The 18,072-nt window shown below is 74.6% G+C and carries 16 protein-coding genes; 11 read left to right on the forward strand and 5 right to left on the reverse strand.

All coding sequences use genetic code 11. From position 1 onward, the window contains the following. Positions 1-20: 20 nt before the first annotated feature. On the reverse strand, positions 21-752 hold the full coding sequence (locus ABD948_RS05875) for a TIGR03089 family protein (RefSeq protein ID WP_345263597.1): 732 nt from the start codon (positions 750-752) through the stop codon (positions 21-23). A gap of 179 nt (positions 753-931) precedes the next feature. Between ABD948_RS05875 and ABD948_RS05880 the strand changes: the two genes are divergently transcribed. Further along, positions 932-2,014 (forward strand): mannose-1-phosphate guanylyltransferase, encoded by a 1,083-nt coding sequence (locus ABD948_RS05880; RefSeq protein ID WP_345263599.1) that lies wholly within the window; start codon positions 932-934, stop codon positions 2,012-2,014. 12 nt (positions 2,015-2,026) lie between these two features. Here the strand turns inward: ABD948_RS05880 and ABD948_RS05885 are convergent, their stop codons facing one another. From ABD948_RS05885 to cofD, 3 genes are all read right to left on the reverse strand, one after another. Continuing rightward, a complete protein-coding gene (locus tag ABD948_RS05885; protein WP_345263601.1) occupies positions 2,027-2,797 on the reverse strand; it encodes a DUF3105 domain-containing protein in 771 nt (256 codons plus the stop codon). Between the two features lie 103 nt (positions 2,798-2,900). Further along, the gene (locus tag ABD948_RS05890; RefSeq protein WP_345263603.1) at positions 2,901-3,878 is read right to left on the reverse strand and encodes a coenzyme F420-0:L-glutamate ligase; all 978 of its coding nucleotides are present in this window, start codon (positions 3,876-3,878) and stop codon (positions 2,901-2,903) included. Further along, a complete protein-coding gene (gene cofD, locus ABD948_RS05895) occupies positions 3,875-4,924 on the reverse strand; it encodes a 2-phospho-L-lactate transferase (protein WP_345263605.1) in 1,050 nt (349 codons plus the stop codon). Before cofD ends, ABD948_RS05890 begins: the two co-directional genes overlap by 4 nt. Before the next feature lie 281 nt (positions 4,925-5,205). On the opposite strand from cofD, the gene ABD948_RS05900 reads away from it, so the two are divergent. The 3 genes from ABD948_RS05900 (at position 5,206) to ABD948_RS05910 (ending at position 10,013) form a co-directional block, all read left to right on the forward strand. Then, positions 5,206-5,460 carry a WhiB family transcriptional regulator gene (locus ABD948_RS05900; protein WP_345263607.1) on the forward strand — a complete coding sequence of 85 codons (255 nt, stop codon included), beginning with the start codon at positions 5,206-5,208 and terminating at the stop codon, positions 5,458-5,460. A gap of 186 nt (positions 5,461-5,646) precedes the next feature. Next, complete coding sequence (locus ABD948_RS05905; RefSeq protein ID WP_345263609.1) at positions 5,647-8,634, forward strand: glycosyltransferase; 2,988 nt, start codon at positions 5,647-5,649, stop codon at positions 8,632-8,634. Continuing rightward, positions 8,631-10,013, forward strand: a complete 1,383-nt coding sequence (locus tag ABD948_RS05910) for a DUF5719 family protein (RefSeq protein ID WP_345263611.1) — start codon at positions 8,631-8,633, stop codon at positions 10,011-10,013. The genes ABD948_RS05905 and ABD948_RS05910 overlap by 4 nt, the downstream gene beginning before the upstream one ends. Before the next feature lie 581 nt (positions 10,014-10,594). On the opposite strand, the gene ABD948_RS05915 is transcribed toward ABD948_RS05910, so the two are convergent. Further along, on the reverse strand, positions 10,595-11,029 hold the full coding sequence (locus ABD948_RS05915) for a metallopeptidase family protein (protein ID WP_345263613.1): 435 nt from the start codon (positions 11,027-11,029) through the stop codon (positions 10,595-10,597). A 50-nt stretch (positions 11,030-11,079) separates the two neighbouring features. Between ABD948_RS05915 and ABD948_RS05920 the strand changes: the two genes are divergently transcribed. The 7 genes from ABD948_RS05920 (at position 11,080) to ahcY (ending at position 17,988) form a co-directional block, all read left to right on the forward strand. Beyond that, positions 11,080-11,448 carry a DUF3499 domain-containing protein gene (locus tag ABD948_RS05920; RefSeq protein ID WP_345263615.1) on the forward strand — a complete coding sequence of 123 codons (369 nt, stop codon included), beginning with the start codon at positions 11,080-11,082 and terminating at the stop codon, positions 11,446-11,448. Between the two features lie 45 nt (positions 11,449-11,493). Beyond that, entirely contained in the window at positions 11,494-12,873 is a 1,380-nt protein-coding gene (locus tag ABD948_RS05925) for a phosphomannomutase/phosphoglucomutase (RefSeq protein WP_345263617.1), read from the forward strand. A gap of 1 nt (position 12,874) precedes the next feature. Beyond that, complete coding sequence (locus ABD948_RS05930) at positions 12,875-13,087, forward strand: Trm112 family protein (protein WP_345263619.1); 213 nt, start codon at positions 12,875-12,877, stop codon at positions 13,085-13,087. Positions 13,088-13,094: 7 nt separating this feature from the next. Then, entirely contained in the window at positions 13,095-14,141 is a 1,047-nt protein-coding gene (locus ABD948_RS05935; protein ID WP_345263623.1) for an SIS domain-containing protein, read from the forward strand. A 90-nt stretch (positions 14,142-14,231) separates the two neighbouring features. Next, a complete protein-coding gene (locus tag ABD948_RS05940) occupies positions 14,232-15,422 on the forward strand; it encodes an acyltransferase family protein (protein ID WP_345263625.1) in 1,191 nt (396 codons plus the stop codon). 33 nt (positions 15,423-15,455) lie between these two features. Further along, positions 15,456-16,400: a DUF808 domain-containing protein gene (locus ABD948_RS05945; RefSeq protein ID WP_345263627.1), complete on the forward strand. Its 945-nt coding sequence runs from the start codon at positions 15,456-15,458 to the stop codon at positions 16,398-16,400. Between the two features lie 157 nt (positions 16,401-16,557). Further along, on the forward strand, positions 16,558-17,988 hold the full coding sequence (ahcY, locus tag ABD948_RS05950; protein WP_345263629.1) for an adenosylhomocysteinase: 1,431 nt from the start codon (positions 16,558-16,560) through the stop codon (positions 17,986-17,988). Positions 17,989-18,072: the final 84 nt, after the last annotated feature.

The raw sequence follows: 18,072 nt of genomic DNA on the forward strand, positions 1-18,072 counted from the left end.
AGGAGGGGATCTGGGCCGGACTAGGCCCGGTAGCGCGCGGTGACCTGCTCGGAGGCGGCGATCGCCTCGAGCCGCTCCGCGTCGGCCCGGACAACCAGGACCAGCGAACCGCCGCGGGCGAGCGGTTCGCAGAAGGAGGCGATCCCCGGTGGGGAAGCCGGGTTCGCCTCCGTCAGGAGGCGGCCGCCGTCGGGGACGAGCTCCCCGGCGGCGGCCGCGCTCCACAGCTCCGCCTGCGTGGGGGCCGCGCCGGCCAGGTCGTGCGCGACGTCGTCACCCTGGGGCGGGTCCCAGGGCGTGAAGGCGTCGGGCTGGCCCCACACCTCGACCCCGACGTCGTGCACGCCCGGCGGCACCGGCTCCGCGAAGCGGACACCGAGCGGCCGCAGCGCGCACGCCAGCACGACGACGTCGTCGGCGTGCCGTGCCCAGCGCGCGAGCGAGTCCGGCCCGCACGCGACGGCGGCCAGGTCGGCGGGATCGTCACCGTCGGTGACGCGCATGCCCACCGTCCACGCGGCACCGAGGAAGACCGGGGTCAGCCAGTGCGCGGGCAGGTCGACCCGGATCGCGTCGCCGCGCTCGAGGTCGTGCTCCTCGACCAGCAGCGAGGCCGTCTTGGCCACCCAGTTGGCGTAGGTGGTGGCGGAGAGCTCGACCCGCTCGCCCGTGCCCTCGTCGTAGAACGTGATCAGGGGGCCGCCGGGGTCCCTGCGCAGTCGGGCGGTCAGCACGTCGGTGAAGGTGGTCACCCCACCAGTCTCCCGCGCTCGCGATCCGCACACCATCTCGCAGCCTGCGCACGCACCTCGCGGCGTGGACGACGCTGGAGAGACGCCCAGTCTGACTGCGCGCCGTCCCCTTGCGATGCACGCACGCAGACGACGATCTGGCGCACGGCTCGCCGCGCGCGGGAGACTAGTCTCCCGCCATGACCACGCTGGACGACTTCTGGGCCGTCATCCCGGCGGGTGGGGCGGGCACGCGGCTGTGGCCGCTCTCGCGCTCCACCTCGCCGAAGTTCCTGCACGACCTGACCGGGCAGGGGCGCACCCTGCTGCAGGCCACCCGCGACCGGCTGGAGCCGCTGGCGCAGGACCGCTTCTGGGTGGTCACCGGCGCTGCCCACCGCGAGGCCGTGGTCGCGCAGCTGCCCGAGGTCGACCCTGCCCAGGTGGTGGCCGAGCCCTCGGCCCGCGACTCGATGGCGGCGATCGGCCTGGCCGCCGCCCTGCTGGAGCGCCGCGACCCGGAGGCGGTCATGGGCTCCTTCGCCGCCGACCACGTGATCACCGATCCCGCGGGGTTCCGTGCGGCGGTCACCACCGCCGTCGGCGCCGCCCGCGAGGGCTGGCTGGTCACGCTGGGCATCGAGCCCACGTTCGCCTCGTCCGCCTTCGGCTACATCCACCTCGGTGAGGCGCTTCCGGGCCACGACGGCGCCTTCGCGGTCGCCGAGTTCGTCGAGAAGCCCTCGCCCGCCACCGCGGCCGCCTACCTGGAGACCGGCCGCTACCGCTGGAACGCCGGCATGTTCGTGGTCCGGCCCGGGGTGCTGCTCGACCTGCTGGCGCAGGGCGACCCGGAGTTCGCCGCGGCGCTGCGCGGCATCGCCGCCGAACCCGGCACCCTGGCGCAGGTGTGGCCGCAGCTGCCCAGGATCGCGCTCGACCACGCCGTCGCGGAGCCCGCGGCCGCAGCCGGCCGCGTCGTCGTCGTGCCGGCGGCCTTCGGCTGGGACGACGTCGGCGACGTCGACTCGCTCGCCACCATCCTCGGTGCCGCGGCGGGAGGCTCGGCAGTGCTGGGCGACGCCGACCTCGTGCACGCGCTGGGCGGTGCCTCCGGGCTCGTCGTCCCGGGGTCGGGACGCACCGTCGCCGTCCTCGGCCTGGAGGACGTCGTCGTCGTCGACACCCCCGACGCGGTGCTGGTCACCACGCGAGCGCACGCCCAGCAGGTCAAGGACGTCGTCGCCGAGCTCAAGCGGCTCGGCCGCGACGACCTCGTGTGAGGCCGGCGGGACTCAGAGGTCCTGCGGGCTGAGGGCGTTGGGCTCGGGCGAGTCGAGGTAGGGGTACTTCTCCATGAAGTCCACCAGCGCCTCGCCGCTGAACTCCGAGCAGTACTGCCACACGCCGACCTGCTGGGTGGTGTCGGTCTCGCCGACGCCGCCGATCGACCAGTGCGTCATGGCGATGTGCTGGCCCTCGGGGAAGTCCCCGCCGTCCTCGGAGGTCCACGGCACGGCGAGGAACTTGTAGCGGTAGTCGGAGCTGCCGGGGAACTTCTTGGCCACGGCCTCGAGCTCGTTGACGGCGCTGCTGTCGTCGGCGACCGTCTGGTCGTACCAGACGATGGTGAAGCCGTGCTCGCTGTTGTGCACCAGCTGCTCGAGCTCGGGCCGGTCGCCGTCGGTGAAGAACTTGCGGTCCATCGGCACCGGGGCGGTCTCGTTGTTCCAGTGCGGGCCGAACGCCGGCGGGGCGTCGTCGTAGGTGACCTGCTGGGTGTCGGGCACGTGCTCGCCGCTGCCCTCCGCGCTCTTGGTCTCCTCCTCGACGCACGACGAGGCCGGCCCACCGATCTCGGCGAGGGTCATGTCGGCGTAGCTGCGCAGCGCGATCGAGTCCGCGATCGGGCGGTAGGCCGCAGCCCCGACGATGACCACCGCGAGCACGACGAAGACGCCGACGATCATGAAGCCGCGGCGCTGGTCGGCGCCCTTCTGCTTCTTGCGGATGTCGTCGATGACCTTCTGCCGGTCGGACTTGGCGGACTTGGCGGACTTGGCCACGGGAGCGATTCCTCGATCAGGCTGGGGTGCGGTGGGACAGACGGGTCCGGACGGGTCCGGACGGGTCTAGACGGGTGGCGGCCCTCACGGGCCACCGGCGAGTCTACGGAGTCGGTGCGCGCCAGCGCAGACCGGCGTCCGAGGCGGACCCGGGCACCGGCTCCCACCCGTGGGCGAACACCACCGCCCGCACCGCCGGCGAGTCGGGGGCGACCACCTCGTGCTCGCCCTCCGGCAGGGCGCTCACCCCCACCCGACCGAGGGCGCCGAGCAGCTCCTCGCGCGACACGGGGCTGCCGAACGCGCGCTGGTCGGCGGGGTCGGCGGTCAGCGCGCGCAGCACGGCCTCGCGGGCGCCGTAGCCGAACAGGTCGCCGCCGTCGGGGCGCACGAGTGCCGCGGCACCGGCACCGTCCTCGCCGAGGGGGAGGACCAGGTGCGCCAGTCCGCGCACCAGCGTCACCGGCCGGCCACCGAGCTTGCCCGAGGCCAGCTCGGCCAGCCCGGCCACCTCGTCGGCGACGGCGGGGGCGGTGACGGCGAGCTCGTTGCCGTGGGCGTCGCGGCGTCCGGCGAAGGAGACCAGCGGCACGATGCCCGCCGCCCCGACCGCGATGTCGGTCTGTCCCTCGCGCCACGCGCGGCCGGCGGTGTCGCTCACCACGACGCCGACCGAGCGGCCCGTGCGGCGTGCCAGCCCGGCGCGCAGGCGCGCGGCGGAGGCGTCCGGGTCGCGGGGCAGCAGCACGGCGTGCCCGGCCCGCACGTTGGAGCCGTCGATCCCCGCCGCCGCCATCGTCAGGCCGTGGTGGGTGCGCACGATCGTGGTGGGTCCCCGCCGCGCCACCACGCGGGCGGTCTCGCCGGCGAGCAGCTCCTCGCGGGTGCCCGCGACCACGCGGCCCTCGGCCTTGCTGACCACCTTGCTGGTCACCACGAGCACGTCGCCGTCGACCAGGTCGGCCAGCGGCAGCACGTGGTCGAGGAGGTCGAGCAGGTCGTCGCCCTCCCGCACCTCGGGCAGGCCGTCGGGCGCCTGGGCGACGACGCTGCCGGGCACCCCCAGGACCGGGTCGCTCACCGCTCCGCGACCAGCCCGGCGGCGGCGGCGGCCATGGCCGCGGTGGCCGCGTCGTCGGTCATCATCAGGGGGACGGCGAGCGTGCGCAGGCCGGCGGTCTCGCAGCGCGCGACGGCGTCGGCGTCGCGCTCGTCGACCAGCCAGCCGTCGAGCAGGCCGCCGGACGCGCGGGCACCGTAGTGCAGACCGACGCCGGCGGCGCTGACCTCGACGCCCACCGCGGTGAGCATCTGGCGCGCCATGCCGCGCACGTGGGTGCCGCCCACGATGGGGGAGAGCCCGACGACGGGGGCGGGCGAGGCGCGCAGTGTGTCGCGCAGGCCGGGCACGCCGAGGATCGTGCCCACCGAGACCACGGGGTTGGAGGGCGGCAGCACCACCAGGTCGGTGTCGGTGAGCGCCTCGAGGACGCCGGGGGCCGGCGTGGCCTGCTCGAGCCCGACCACGAGAACCTGCTCGGCGGGCACCTCGGCGCGCAGGCGCACCCAGTACTCCTGGAAGTGCACCACCCGGCGGCCGCTCGGTGCCTGCGTGTCGGCGATCGCGACGTGGGTCTCCACGCGGTCGTCGGTCATGGGCAGCAGACGCACGCCGGGCTGCCAGCGGCGGCAGAGCGCCTCGGTGACCTGGGAGAGCCGGTAGCCGGCCTCGAGCATCTGGGTGCGCACCAGGTGCGTGGCGATGTCACGGTCGCCGAGGCCGAACCAGGTGGGCTCGACGCCGTAGGTGGCCAGCTCCTCGCGCACGCTCCAGGTCTCCTCGCGCCGGCCCCACCCCCGCTCGGGGTCGATGCCGTCGCCGAGGGTGTACATGAGCGTGTCGAGGTCGGGGCAGACCTTGAGCCCGTGCACCCACAGGTCGTCGGCGGTGTTGGCCACCACGGTCACCTCGGCGTCGGGCGCCACGCCGGGCAGCAGGCCCTGCGCGATCCCGTGCAGGAGCCCGGCGGTGAACCGTGCCCCGCCCATGCCGCCGGAAAGCACCGTGACGCGGCGCACCGCGCCGGGCAGGCCGTCGGTGGGGCTCTCGGTTCGCTCGGCAGACATGGCACGTACTCTGCCGCCTCGCGCGCGAGCGCCCCCACCCGGTCCGGTCGCCGTCGCGCCGCGACCGGTCCAGCCGGGTTGCTGCGCGGACGGCCTGATTCCCGCATATACCAGAACTCCGCTTGACTTCCGTGGTACGACAGGCATGTAATTCCCACAGTGTTGTTCCGGCGCGTCGCGGGGCACCGGCGGGGAGAGATTGCTGGGGGAATGGCGCCACGGCGTCCAGCAGGGTCGTAGCAACAACAGGGTCGAAGCAGGGTCGAAAGGGGCGTCAGCCGATGCGAGAGCTAATTCTTCTCGAACCGGACGCCGAAGAGGCGGGTTGGCAGGACCGCGCACTGTGCGCGCAGACGGATCCGGAGGCGTTCTTCCCCGAGAAGGGCGGCTCCACCAGGGAGGCCAAGAAGGTCTGCCTCACGTGCGAGGTCCGGGCCGAGTGCCTGGAGTCCGCACTGATGAACGACGAGCGCTTCGGCATCTGGGGTGGTCTCTCCGAGCGGGAGCGCCGCAAGCTGAAGAAGCGCGCCGTCTGAGCTGAGCCAGGCCGACCTGCCCTTCGGAGCACGGTGGCCGGCCCGGGTGACCGGGCCGGCCGCTCCCTCCGCCCTGGCCGCCGTGACGGCTGCGCGCGCGGCCGTCTCGTCGAGGGCTGACGAGCCCCGCGGCGGCTGATCGGGCCGCTCACCGGCCACGGGTGCGGCCCACTACTGTGGTCGATCGTGTCGTCCGCCCCCTCCAGCACCGCCAGCACCACCGGCGTCCCCGCCGAGCGCGCGGCGCGCGACGAGCAGGTCGCGGTGCTGCTCGTCAGCCACGACGGCGCCCGCTGGCTGCCGACCGTGCTCGAGGGCCTCGCCGGCCAGCACGGTGTGGACGGCCGCATCGCGGCGTTCGTCGCCGTCGACACCGGCAGCCGGGACGGCAGCGCCGACCTGATCGGAGCCGCGCCGCTCGCTCCGACCCCGCACGTGGTGGAGACCCGCGGAGGCACGTCCTACCCGGAGGCGGTGGGCCTCGGGCTGGACCACGTGCGTGAGGTGGCGCCGCACGCGACCTGGGTGTGGCTCCTGCACGACGACGCCACCCCGGCCCCCGACGCGCTGGCCGCCCTGCTGGCCCAGGCGCACGCGCGCCCCGAGGCCGCACTGCTCGGCCCCAAGCTGCGTGAGTGGCCCTCGCTGCGGCGCCTGCTCGAGGTGGGGGTCACGATCTCCGGCACCGGTCGCCGCGAGCTCGGGCTCGAGCGCGGCGAGTACGACCAGGGTCAGCACGACGAGGTCCGCGAGGTGCTGGCGGTCAACACCGCGGGGCTCCTGGTGCGCCGCGAGGTCCTCGAGCAGCTGGGCGGCCTGGACCCGCAGCTGCCGGTCTTCGGCAACGACCTCGATCTCGGCTGGCGTGCTGCCGCCGCCGGCCACACGACCCTGGTCGTGCCCCGGGCCGTCGTCTTCCACGCCGAGGCCGCCCACCGGGGAGTGCGCCGCACGCCGCTGACCGGGCGGCACACCCACTACCAGGAGCGCCGGGCGGCACTGTGGACGCTGCTGGCCAACGCCCCGGCTCGCTCGCTGCCGCTCACGCTGGTGCGGCTCGTGCTCGGCACGCTGCTGCGGATGCTCGGGTTCTTCCTGGTGCGCTCGCCGGGGGAGGCGCTCGACGACCTGGCGGCGCTCGTCTCGGTGTACTCCCAGCCCGGACGGCTGCGGGCGGCGCGTCGGGGGCGAGCGGCCACCCGCCGCGACGACGACGCGACACGCGCCCGGGTGCGTGCGCTGCGCGCCCCGTGGTGGCTGCCCTACCGACACGGCCTGGACACCGTCGGCGACGTCGTCTCCGCGCTCACCGACCAGGCCAGCGACGTGGCGCAGCGCCGGCGCGCGGCCGCGGCGGAGGCCGACCCGTCGTCGATGGCGGCACTGCGCCTGCAGCGCGACGCCAGCGACCTCGACGCCGTCGAGGAGGACGACGAGCAGCGCTACGCCGACACCGGCGTGGTCGCGCGCTTCGCCACCAACCCGGTCGCCCTGCTGCTCGTGCTCGTCGTGGTCGCGGCGCTGGTGCTGGCCCGGCCGGCCTACGGCGCGGTGGTGGGCGGTGCGCTGGCGCCCGTGCCCGAGGCCGCGGGCGACTGGTGGGCCCTGCTGACCCGCGGGTGGCACCCCCTGGGCAGCGGCACCGACGTGCCCGCCCCGGCCTACCTGCTGCCGCTCGCGCTGCTGGCCACCGTGGTCGGCACCACCGCGACCGTCTCGGCCCTGATGGTGCTGGCCGTGCCGCTCTCCCTGTGGGGGGCCTGGCGGCTGCTGCGGGTGGTGGGCCGCTTCGTCAGCCCGCTGGGCGCGCCCCGCTGGTTGCTCCTGGCGGGCTCGCTCACCTACGCCCTGGTGCCGCTGACCTCCGGTGCGTGGGGCGGGGGACGGCTCGGCCTGGTGGTGCTCGCCACCGTGCTGCCCTGGCTGGGGCACGCCGCGCTGGGCTTCGCCGACCCCGAGGCCGACCGGCGCTGGCGTGCCGCGTGGCGCTCGGGGCTGCTGCTCGCGCTGGCCACCGCCGTCGCGCCGCCGCTGTGGTTCGCGGCGGTCGCCGTCGCGGTGGTGGTGCTGCTGGCGGCCGCCGGCGTCGTCCGGGGGGCGCTGCGTGAACGCTCGGTGTGGGCGCCGCCCGCCGTCGCGCTGGTCGCGACCCCCGTCCTGCTGCTGCCGTGGTGGCTGCCTGCCCTGCTGACCGGGGCGGGGGAGGCGCTGCTGCTCGACACCGGACGACTGCCGGGCACGCGCGTCGGCGCGCTCGACCTGCTGGCGGGTCGCGTGGGCGACCAGGTGGCCCCGGGCGCCCCCGTCTGGCTCGGGCTCGTGCTGCTGGTGCTGGCCGCGCTGGCCCTGGTGCCTCGGGCCACGCGCGTGCCGGTGCTGATCTGCTGGGTGCTCGCCGTCGTCGTGGCCGCGGTGGCCGCGCTGCTGGTGCGGGTGCCCGTGCGCCTCGAGGCGCTGCGCGTGGAGGTGGAGCCCGGGCTCGGATCCTCGGTGGTGCTCCTCCAGGCGCTGCTGGTGACAGCCGCCGTGCTCGGTGCGCTCGGCGCGGTGCGCGCCCGCGGCTCGCGGCCCGCGCGCTGGCTGGTCGTGTCGCTCGCGGTGGTGGCTGCCGTGCCGCCCCTGGGCGGGCTGGTGTGGGCCACCCTCGACGGCGGCGGGGTGCTGACCTCCACCGAGGACGGCGACGTGCCCGCCTACATGGTGCAGCGCGCCGAGACCGCGCCCGAGCGGGGCGTGCTCGTGGTGCGCGGCAGCCTCGACGACGGCGTCGGCTACCGGGTGCTGCGCGGCGACGGCGACACCCTCGGCGAGGACGAGGTGCTCGCGCTGGCCGCCGAGGACGACGAGCTGACGGCGACCGTGCGCGAGCTGGTCTCGCGCCCCACGCCCGCCGTCGTGGCCGCGCTGGGCGAGGCCGGCGTGCAGTACGTGGTGCTGGCGGCGCCCGCGGACGGTCGCGTGGCGGCGGGCCTGGACGCCTCGGGCGGGCTCACCCAGGCCAGCGCCGACGACCGCGGCACCCGCGCCTGGGAGGTCACCCGGGAGCTCTCGGCCGCCTCGGTGACGGGGGAGACCCCGTGGTGGCGCGTGCTGCTCTGGGTGGTGCAGGCCGCGGCACTCCTGGTGGTGCTGGTGCTCTGCGCGCCGACCGTGCGCGGACGGAGGGACCGATGAGCCGGACCGGAGGAGCGACCGGCAGCAGGGCCACGCGCTCGCGCCGCGGGTTCGACCTGACCGTGCTGCTGGCGGTGCTGCTGCCACTGGCGTTCGTGGGGCTGCTGCTGCTCGTGCAGCCCGACCCCGAGCCGCCCACGTCGGCTCGCCCGCCGAGCACCGACACGCTCACCCGGGGCACCCTGGTGTGCCCGGGCGCCGGGTCCTCCTCGCTGCTGACGACGGCCGGTGAGGGCAGCGGGGAGCTGCAGCTGCGCGTCGGTGAGCAGGAGCGCGCGGTGCCCGTGGAGCCCGGCGGCGTCACGGCGGTCGAGACCCGAGAGCCCGTGGTGGCGCTGGGGGTCGACGACCTGGCCCCCGGGCTGGCCGGCACGACGCAGGGCGACGCCTCCGCCACGGCCTGCACCCCGCCGCGCAGCGAGGTCTGGTTCACCGGGGTGGGCGCCGGCGCCCGGCACAGCTCGGTGCTCGAGCTGGTCAACCCCGACGCCGGCCCGGCCACCGTCGACGTGCTGGTGCACGGTCGCGAGGGTCTGGTCGAGGTGCCCGCCCTGCGCGGCCTGGCGGTGCCCGGCGGCGGCCGCAGCCGTGTCGAGCTCGCCACCGCGGTCCCGCGCGGCGACGACCTCACGCTGCACGTCACCACGACCCGCGGCCGGGTGGCGGCGCACCTGCTCGACACCGTCGACCAGCTGGGCGCCGGCGCCGTCTCGAGCGAGTGGCTGCCGGCCCAGTCCGCTCCCTCCACCGACAACCTCCTGCTCGGACTACCCGGAGGCGCGGACGGCCAGGGGCAGCGGGTCCTGGTGCTGACCAACCCGGGCGACGACGAGACCCGCGCCGCGCTGCAGCTGGTGACGGCGGAGGCCGCCTTCACGCCCGAGGGCGTCGAGGAGATCGTGGTGCCCCCGGGTGCCACCGTCCGGGTGGCGCTCAACCCGCTCCTGCGCGGCATCGACCTCGGCGACGCCCTGGGCCTGCGGCTCACCTCGGGCGCACCCCTGACCGCCGACCTGCGCTCCTTCATCGACGGCGACCTCGCCCACGTGGTGCCCGCCGACCCCGTCGGGTCGCCCACCGTGACCGCGCTCCCCGAGGGCGCGCAGCAGCTGCTGCTGGCCGCCGCGGAGGCGAGCACGGCACGTGTCGAGCCGCTCGACGCCCAGGGCGACCCGCTGCGCAGCCGTGAGGTGGAGCTGGCGGCCGGCGCCACCGCCGCCGTCGAGCTGCCCGAGGGCGCGGTCCTCGTGCGTGTGACGCCCCAGGGCGGTTCGCTCGTCGGCTCGGTGCTGGTGGGCTCCCCGCGGCTGGCCGTGGTGCCGCTGCTCGAGCCCGAGCGCGAGAGCCTGGTGGCCGACGTGGTGCCGCTGGCGCGCTGAGCGAGCGGTCTTGCCAGCGGCTGGGTGTCTTCGGGTCGGTGTCTTGTGGTGGATGTGCCCGCGCCGTTAGCACGGCCGGTCTCACCGTCAAGGACCTCACTGCGTTCGGCCGCTTCGCGGTCGGCTCCGCCGATCCGTTGACGGCGAGCCTCGTCGGCCGTGCTGATGGCCGGCACTGGGGCGGCGGCAAGCCGCCGCCCTCCAGGCGCGGGCCCTCCGGGCCCGCCCCTGTCCCAGCGTGTGGGACGAACCGGGGACTTGTCGGCCAACACCAACGCTTGTCGGCCAACGCATTGGCCGACAAGTCACACGACAGGCCGACAAGTCCCCGGCTGATCCCGCATCCCGAGACACACCACCCGATCAGGGCCTGGTGCGGGCCCGGAGGGCCCGCGTCTTGCGGGGCGGCGGCGGAGCCGCTGCCCCTACGTGCCGCCCCCAGCCGTCCGACCGAGGCTCGCGGTCAAGGATGGCCGCAGGCCATCGCAAGCGGGCGGAGCGCAGCGGAGCTCCTTGACGGCGAGAGTCGGACGGCTACGCGGCGCGGGCCACACCGACCCGAGGACACCGACCCGCAGCCCTCAGTCGTCGTCCAGGTCGCCGTAGCGCGGGTCCACCTCGGCGGCGTCGATGCCGAGCAGGTCGGCGACCTGCTCGACCACCACGGTCAGCACCAGCGCCTCGAGGTCGGAGCGGCTCTCGGCGCGGTGCTCGATGGGGCGGCGGAAGAGCACGATCCGGCTCGGGCGGGGGCCGGCGCCGCGCACCAGCGAGCCGAGCGGGACGTGGTCGGCGTCCCAGTCGTCGGGGAGGAGCGGTGTCTCCTCGACTGCGAACTCCACCAGGCCCAGGCGGTCGCGCCAGCGCTCGTCGACCTCCCCGACGACGCCGAGCACGACGGCGTCGAAGCGCTGCCGCGCGGTGGGCCGCTCGGGGGTGTCGGGGTGCCGGGGGAGGATCGCCGGGCCGCGCATCCCACGACCGCGCCGGTCGCGGGTCCGGCGGCGCGTCGTCATGACCGCGAGCCTAGTCCCGCGCGGCGGGGGGCCGGGGTAGCGTGCGGAGCGTGAGTCTGGCCCGCCGTTGTTCGCGCACCCCGTGCGGTCGCCCCGCGGTGGCGACCCTCACCTACGTGTACGCCGACCAGACGGCGGTGCTCGGTCCGCTGGCCACCTACGCCGAGCCGCACGCCTACGACCTGTGCGAGCAGCACAGCGAGCGGCTCTCGGCACCTCGTGGCTGGGAGGTGCTGCGCCTGCCGATGGAGCGCCAGGCCCCCGGCCCGAGCGAGGACGACCTGCTGGCGCTCGCCGACGCCGTCCGCGAGGCCGGCCGCGCGCCGCTGCTGGCGCCCGCGCGCCGCGTGGAGCCCGCGCAGGAGAACGGTCGCGAGACCACGCGCAAGGGTCACCTGCGCGTGCTCACCAGCGACTGACCGGCGCCGCTCGGCCGCAGCGGGTCATGCCCTAGGGTCGGCGTCATGGTCGACAGCGGGACGCTCGCCCCCGACAACGTGCAGTCGGTCTTCAAGGCCTACGACGTGCGCGGCCTGGTGCCGCAGCAGGTCGACGAGGAGCTCGCCCGGGCCACCGGCGCCGCGTTCGTGCAGGTGCTCGGCGCCACCGAGATCGTGGTGGGCCACGACATGCGGCCCAGCTCGCCCGGCATGGCCGGGGCGTTCGCCGACGGCGCCACGAGGGCGGGTGCCGACGTCACCATGATCGGGCTGGCCTCCACCGACCAGCTCTACTTCGCCTCGGGCCACCTCGAGCGCCCGGGTGCGATGTTCACCGCCAGCCACAATCCCGCTCAGTACAACGGGATCAAGCTGTGCCGGGCGTTCGCGCAGCCGGTCGGCACCGACACCGGTCTGGCGCAGATCCGCGACCTGGTCGCGGGCGGGGAGGCTGTCGCCACCAGCACGCGCGAGGGCTCGATCGACGAGCTGGAGGTGCTCGAGGCCTACGCCGCGCACCTGCTCGCCCTCGCCCCCGTGCGCGGGCGTCGGCTCAAGGTCGTCGCCGACGCCGGCAACGGCATGGCCGGTCACACCGCGCCGGCGGTGTTCGCTCGGCTCGGCCAGGAGCAGGTCGAGCTGGTGCCGATGTACTTCGAGCTCGACGGCACCTTCCCGAACCACGAGGCCAACCCGATCGACGCCGCCACCCTGGTCGACCTGCAGCAGCGCGTGGTGGCCGAGCGCGCCGACGTCGGGCTCGCCTTCGACGGCGACGCCGACCGCTGCTTCCTCGTCGACGAGCAGGGCCGCGCCGTCTCGCCGTCCGCGGTCACCGCGCTGATCGCCGCCCGGGAGCTGGCCAAGCACCCCGGCGCCACGGTGATCCACAACCTGATCACCAGCCGTGCGGTGCCCGAGCTGGTCACCGAGCTCGGCGGCACCCCGGTGCGCACCCGGGTGGGCCACTCCTACATCAAGGCCACGATGGCCGAGACCGACGCCGTCTTCGGCGGCGAGCACAGCGGCCACTTCTACTTCCGTGAGTTCTGGCGCGCCGACTCCGGCATGCTTGCCGCCCTGCACGTCCTCGCCGCCCTCGCCGAGACCGACCAGCCGCTCTCGCAGCTGCTGGCTGCCTACGAGCGCTACCCGCTCAGCGGCGAGATCAACTCCACGGTCACCGACCAGCGGGCCGTGCTGGCCGACGTCGAGGCCACCTACGGCGGTCTCGACGGCGTGACCATCGACCACCTCGACGGGCTGACCGTGGCCCACGCCGACTGGACCTTCAACGTCCGTGCCTCCAACACCGAGCCGCTGCTGCGCCTCAACGCGGAGGGCAAGGACACCGCCACCATGGAACGCGTGCGCGACGAGGTGCTCGCCCGGATCAGGAGCTGACATGACCGAGAACCCCCAGGCCGGCCAGCAGGTCGACCCCGCCCTGCTGGAGATCATCGTGTGCCCCGCGTGCCGCGCCGAGCTGGACCTCGTCGCCCACGAGCCGGCCGCCGAGCCGGCCGCCGAGCTGGTCTGCCGCGGGTGCGGCCTGGCCTACCCCGTGCGCGACGGCATCCCGGTGCTGCTGGTCGACGAAGCCCGCAAGCCGGCCTGACGCGCACATGGCCACCTGGTTCGACGAGTCCCGCCTGGACGACGAGAGCGCGCTGCGCAGTGTCGACCTGCGCCTGCGCACCCTCGCCGAGTCCGGGGCGCGCGTGCGTCGCGAGGCCGGCGACGCGTCGACCGTGATCGAGCACGCCCTGGCCTCCTCGGCCCGCGCCGACGACGGCGTCTCGGCGCGGCCGCGCGCCGTCATCGCCGCCGGGCCCGACTCGCGGCTGCTGCGCGCCGTCCTCGAGCCCTGGTGCCCCGTGCCGTTCGTGGCGTGGCCCGGCCCGGCCCTCCCCGGGTGGGCGGGCAGCCTGGACCTCGTCGTGGTGCTCGCCCCCAGCGGCTCGGACTCCGGCACGGCCTCGGCGGTGGCGGAGGCGGTGCGTCGCGGCTGCCAGGTGGTCGTGGCCGCCCCGGTGGGCTCCAGCGTGTCCGAGCACGCGGCGGGTCGCTGGAGCACGATCATCCCGACGGCCACCCGTGACCAGCTGGCCACCGCCGTCGTGGTGCTCGACTACCTGCACCACCTGGGTCTGGGGCCGCACTCGGCCCCCGAGCAGGTGGCCGAGGCGCTCGACGACGTCGCGGTCTCCTGCTCGCCCCACCGCGACCTGGCGGTCAACCCGGCCAAGATGCTGGCCATCGCCCTGGCCGACGCCTCGCCGCTGGTGTGGGGCGGCTCGGTGCTGGCCGCGCGTGCCGCGCGGCGCGTCGCCGAGTCGGTGCGGCGCACCAGCGGCCGCACCGCGCTCGCCGGCGACGCCGAGCACCTGCTGCCCGTGATCGAGGCGACCCGTCCCCGCGACGTCTTCGACGACCCCTTCGCCGGCGGCGGCGGCGAGCGTCGTCCGGCGCTGGTCGTGCTCGACGACGGCGCCCAGGACCCGGTGGTCCGCGAGCAGCGCGGTCGCCTGCAGGCCGCCGCGGCCGAGCACGGCGTCCGCGTCGAGACCGTCACCACGCAGGCGCCCTCGGAGGTCGCGCGCTACGCGTCGCTGCTGCTCACCGGCACCTACGCCGCCGAGTACCTGCGGCTGGGGCTCGTCGAGGACTGACCTCCCCGGGCCGTCCAGGGCCCTCCCGGGTCGTCCAGAGCCGGAGGAGCCCCGGACTCGGCGGGGTGCGCCGCGGGTACCTTCTGCTGCATGGCGCGTCGTGATCCCTGGCTCGACAACGCCAAGATGGCCCTGGTCACCTTGGTGGTGGTCGGCCACGCCTGGACGCTGGCGCCCCCGGGTCCGCTGCGCGACCACCTCTACGACTTCCTCTACGCCTGGCACGTGCCGGCGTTCGTGCTGGTGACCGGCTTCCTGTCGAAGTCCTTCGCCTACACCCGGGCGCGCTGGTGGATGCTGGTGCGCACCGTGGTGGTGCCCTACCTGGTGTTCGAGGCGGGGATCGCGGTCTTCCGCATCTACGTGGGCGGCGAGCAGCTCGAGGACCTCTTCGCGGACCCGCACTGGCCGATGTGGTACCTCGCGGCGCTGTTCTTCTGGCGCGTGATGACCCCGCCGTTCAAGGCGATGCCGACGCCGGTCGCGCTCACGGTCGCGGTGGCGGCGAGCCTGGTGGCCGGTCTCTACTTCTCCGACCTGCTCGACCTGGCGCGGGTCTTCGGGCTGCTGCCGTTCTTCGTGCTGGGACTCAAGGCCACGCCCGAGCGGCTGGAGCTGTTGCGGGCCCGCGGGGTCGCCTGGGTGGCGGTCGGCGTCTTCGCGGTGATCGCGGTCCTGACGCGGTTCACCGACGCGATCGCCGAGACCGAGTGGCTCTACTACCGCGCCCGCTACGACGAGCTGGTGGCCAGCGACACCGAGGCCTTCGCGATCCGCGCGGGCGTGCTCGCGGTGGGGCTGTGCGGCGCCCTGGCCTTCCTCGCGCTCGTGCCGCGGGTGGAGGGCTGGTTCACCCGGATGGGCGTCTACACGCTGGTCGTCTACCTCTTCCACGGCTTCGCCGTGAAGGGCGCCTCCTACGCGGGCTTCGACGAGTGGGCCGTCGACCACGCGGGGCTCTCGCTGGTGATCACCACCGTCGGCGGGGTGGGGCTCGCGCTGCTGCTCGCCTGGCGACCGCTCGCGAGCGTGCTCACCGAGCTCGTCGACCCCTTCGGCTACGCCGAGCGCCACACCACGCAGGCCGTCACGCTGGCCGAGGTGGTCGAGGTCGTCCAGGAGACGCCCGTGCAGCTGATGGACAACGACCTCGCCGACGCCGCGGTCGTCCCCGAGATCCCGACCCCGGGCGAGGTCGCCCGCGCTGAGGCGGCGCTGGAGCCCGAGCCCGCGACCCCGGCCGGTGGGGTGCCGCCCGCCCAGCCCGACCGCGACGGCTGAGGGCGCGCGGCCGGCTGCGACTACGCTGCGCGCATGGCAGGCGGACTGGTCGGACTCCTCGACGACGTGGCGGCGCTGGCGCGACTGGCGGCGGCCTCGGTCGACGACATCGGGATGGCGGCCGGACGCGCCACCGGCAAGGCGGCCGGCGTGGTGATCGACGACGCCGCGGTGACCCCGCAGTACGTCACGGGGGTCGACCCCTCGCGCGAGCTGCCCATCATCCGGCGCATCGCGATGGGCTCGCTGCGCAACAAGTTCCTCTTCATCCTGCCCGCCGCGCTGCTGCTGAGCGCCGTCGCGCCGTGGCTGCTGACGCCGATCCTGATGCTGGGCGGCGGCTACCTGTGCTACGAGGGCGCGCACAAGGTCTGGGGCCGGCTGCGCGGCCACGAGCACCACGCCGAGCCGGCCAGCCGGCGCGGTGCCGACGCCGAGGACGCGCTGGTCTCGAGCGCGGTGCGCACCGACTTCATCCTCTCCGCCGAGATCATGGTGATCGCCCTGAACTCGGTGGCGAGCGAGAGCTTCGTGAGCCGGCTGGTCATCCTCGCCGTCGTCGCGCTGGTGATCACGGTGGCCGTCTACGGCGCCGTCGCCGGCATCGTCAAGATGGACGACGCCGGCCTCAAGCTGGCCGCGCGCCCCTCCGAGGCCGCCCAGCGCGTGGGCCGCGGCCTCGTCGCCGGCATGCCGCGCCTGCTCGCCGTCCTCTCCGTGGTGGGCACCGCCGCCATGCTGTGGGTCGGTGGCCACATCGAGCTCGTGGGCCTGGAGGAGCTGGGCTTCACGGCGCCCTACGACGCCGTCCACCACGTGGAGGAGATCGTGCACGACGCCGTCCCCGGCGTCGGTGCGGTCCTGGCCTGGCTGGTCAACACCGCGGCCTCCGCCGTCCTGGGCCTAGCGCTCGGCCTGGCGATCCTCGGCGTGGTGCACCTCGTGCCGCGGCGCGAGAAGGCCGCGGCCGCGCACTGACCGCAGGCGGCCGCGCGAGGGACGTGGGCCGGGTCACGGCGAGGATTCCCGCTCCGGCGACACCGCGGCCTACCCTCGAAGGGTCAGCGCGGGAGATCCCGACAACGTGCGGATGCACGGCGCGGACGTGAGCCTCCAGACTCCGAGGAGACAACTGATGGACTTCAAGGTCGCCGACCTGTCCCTGGCCGACTACGGCCGGACCGAGATCACGCTCGCCGAGCACGAGATGCCCGGCCTCATGGCCATGCGCGAGCAGTACGGCGAGGCCAAGCCCCTCGCCGGTGCCAAGATCGCCGGTTCGCTGCACATGACCATCCAGACCGCGGTGCTCATCGAGACCCTGGTCGCACTCGGCGCCGACGTGCGCTGGGCCTCCTGCAACATCTTCTCCACCCAGGACCACGCCGCGGCCGCCGTCGTCGTCGGCCCCGAGGGCACCGTCGAGAACCCCTCCGGTGTGCCGGTCTTCGCCTGGAAGGGCGAGACGCTCGAGGAGTACTGGTGGTGCACCCAGCAGATCCTCGACTGGCCCGCGGGCGAGTTCGCCAACATGATCCTCGACGACGGTGGCGACGCCACCCTCCTCGTGCACCTCGGCGTCGAGGCGGAGAAGACCGGTCAGGCCCCCGACCCGGCCACCGCCACCTCCGGCGAGCAGCGGATCATCTTCGAGGTCCTGCAGGCCTCGCTCACCCAGAGCAACGACCGCTGGACCAAGATCGCCAACGAGATCAAGGGCGTGACCGAGGAGACCACCACCGGTGTGCTCCGCCTCTACGACATGATGCGCGAGGGCTCGCTGCTCTTCCCGGCCATCAACGTCAACGACTCGGTCACCAAGTCCAAGTTCGACAACAAGTACGGCTGCCGCCACTCGCTCATCGACGGCATCAACCGCGCCACCGACGTGCTCATCGGCGGCAAGGTCGCGGTCGTGTGCGGCTACGGCGACGTGGGCAAGGGCTCGGCCGACTCGCTGCGCGGCCAGGGCGCCCGCGTCATCGTCACCGAGATCGACCCGATCTGCGCGCTGCAGGCGGCCATGGACGGCTACCAGGTCTCCACCCTCGACGACGTCGTCGACACCGCCGACATCATCATCACGGCCACCGGCAACAAGGACGTCGTGACCGTCGACCAGATGAAGCGCATGAAGCACAACGCGATCCTGGCCAACATCGGTCACTTCGACAACGAGATCGACATGGCCGGCCTCGAGGCCGACGGCGTGGCGACCCGCAAGAACGTCAAGCCGCAGGTCGACGTGTGGACCTTCCCCGAGGGCAACGCGATCATCGTGCTCTCCGAGGGCCGCCTGATGAACCTGGGCAACGCCACCGGCCACCCCAGCTTCGTGATGTCGAACTCCTTCACCAACCAGGTGCTCGCGCAGATCGAGATCTACTCCAAGACCGAGGAGTACCCCGTCGGCGTGTACGTGCTGCCCAAGCACCTCGACGAGATGGTGGCGCGCCTCCACCTCGACGCGCTCGGCGTCAAGCTGACCACCCTCACCGACTCGCAGGCCTCCTACCTGGGCCTCGACGTCGCCGGACCCTACAAGTCCGAGCAGTACCGCTACTGAGCACCACGACACCGCACCGGGACCCCACGGGGCCCGGTGCGGTGTCGTTGCGGGACCCCGAGCGGGTCCCGCGGCACCGACACG

It is taken from the genome of Nocardioides nanhaiensis, assembly GCF_039542785.1.
GTDB classification, from domain to species: domain Bacteria; phylum Actinomycetota; class Actinomycetes; order Propionibacteriales; family Nocardioidaceae; genus Nocardioides; species Nocardioides nanhaiensis.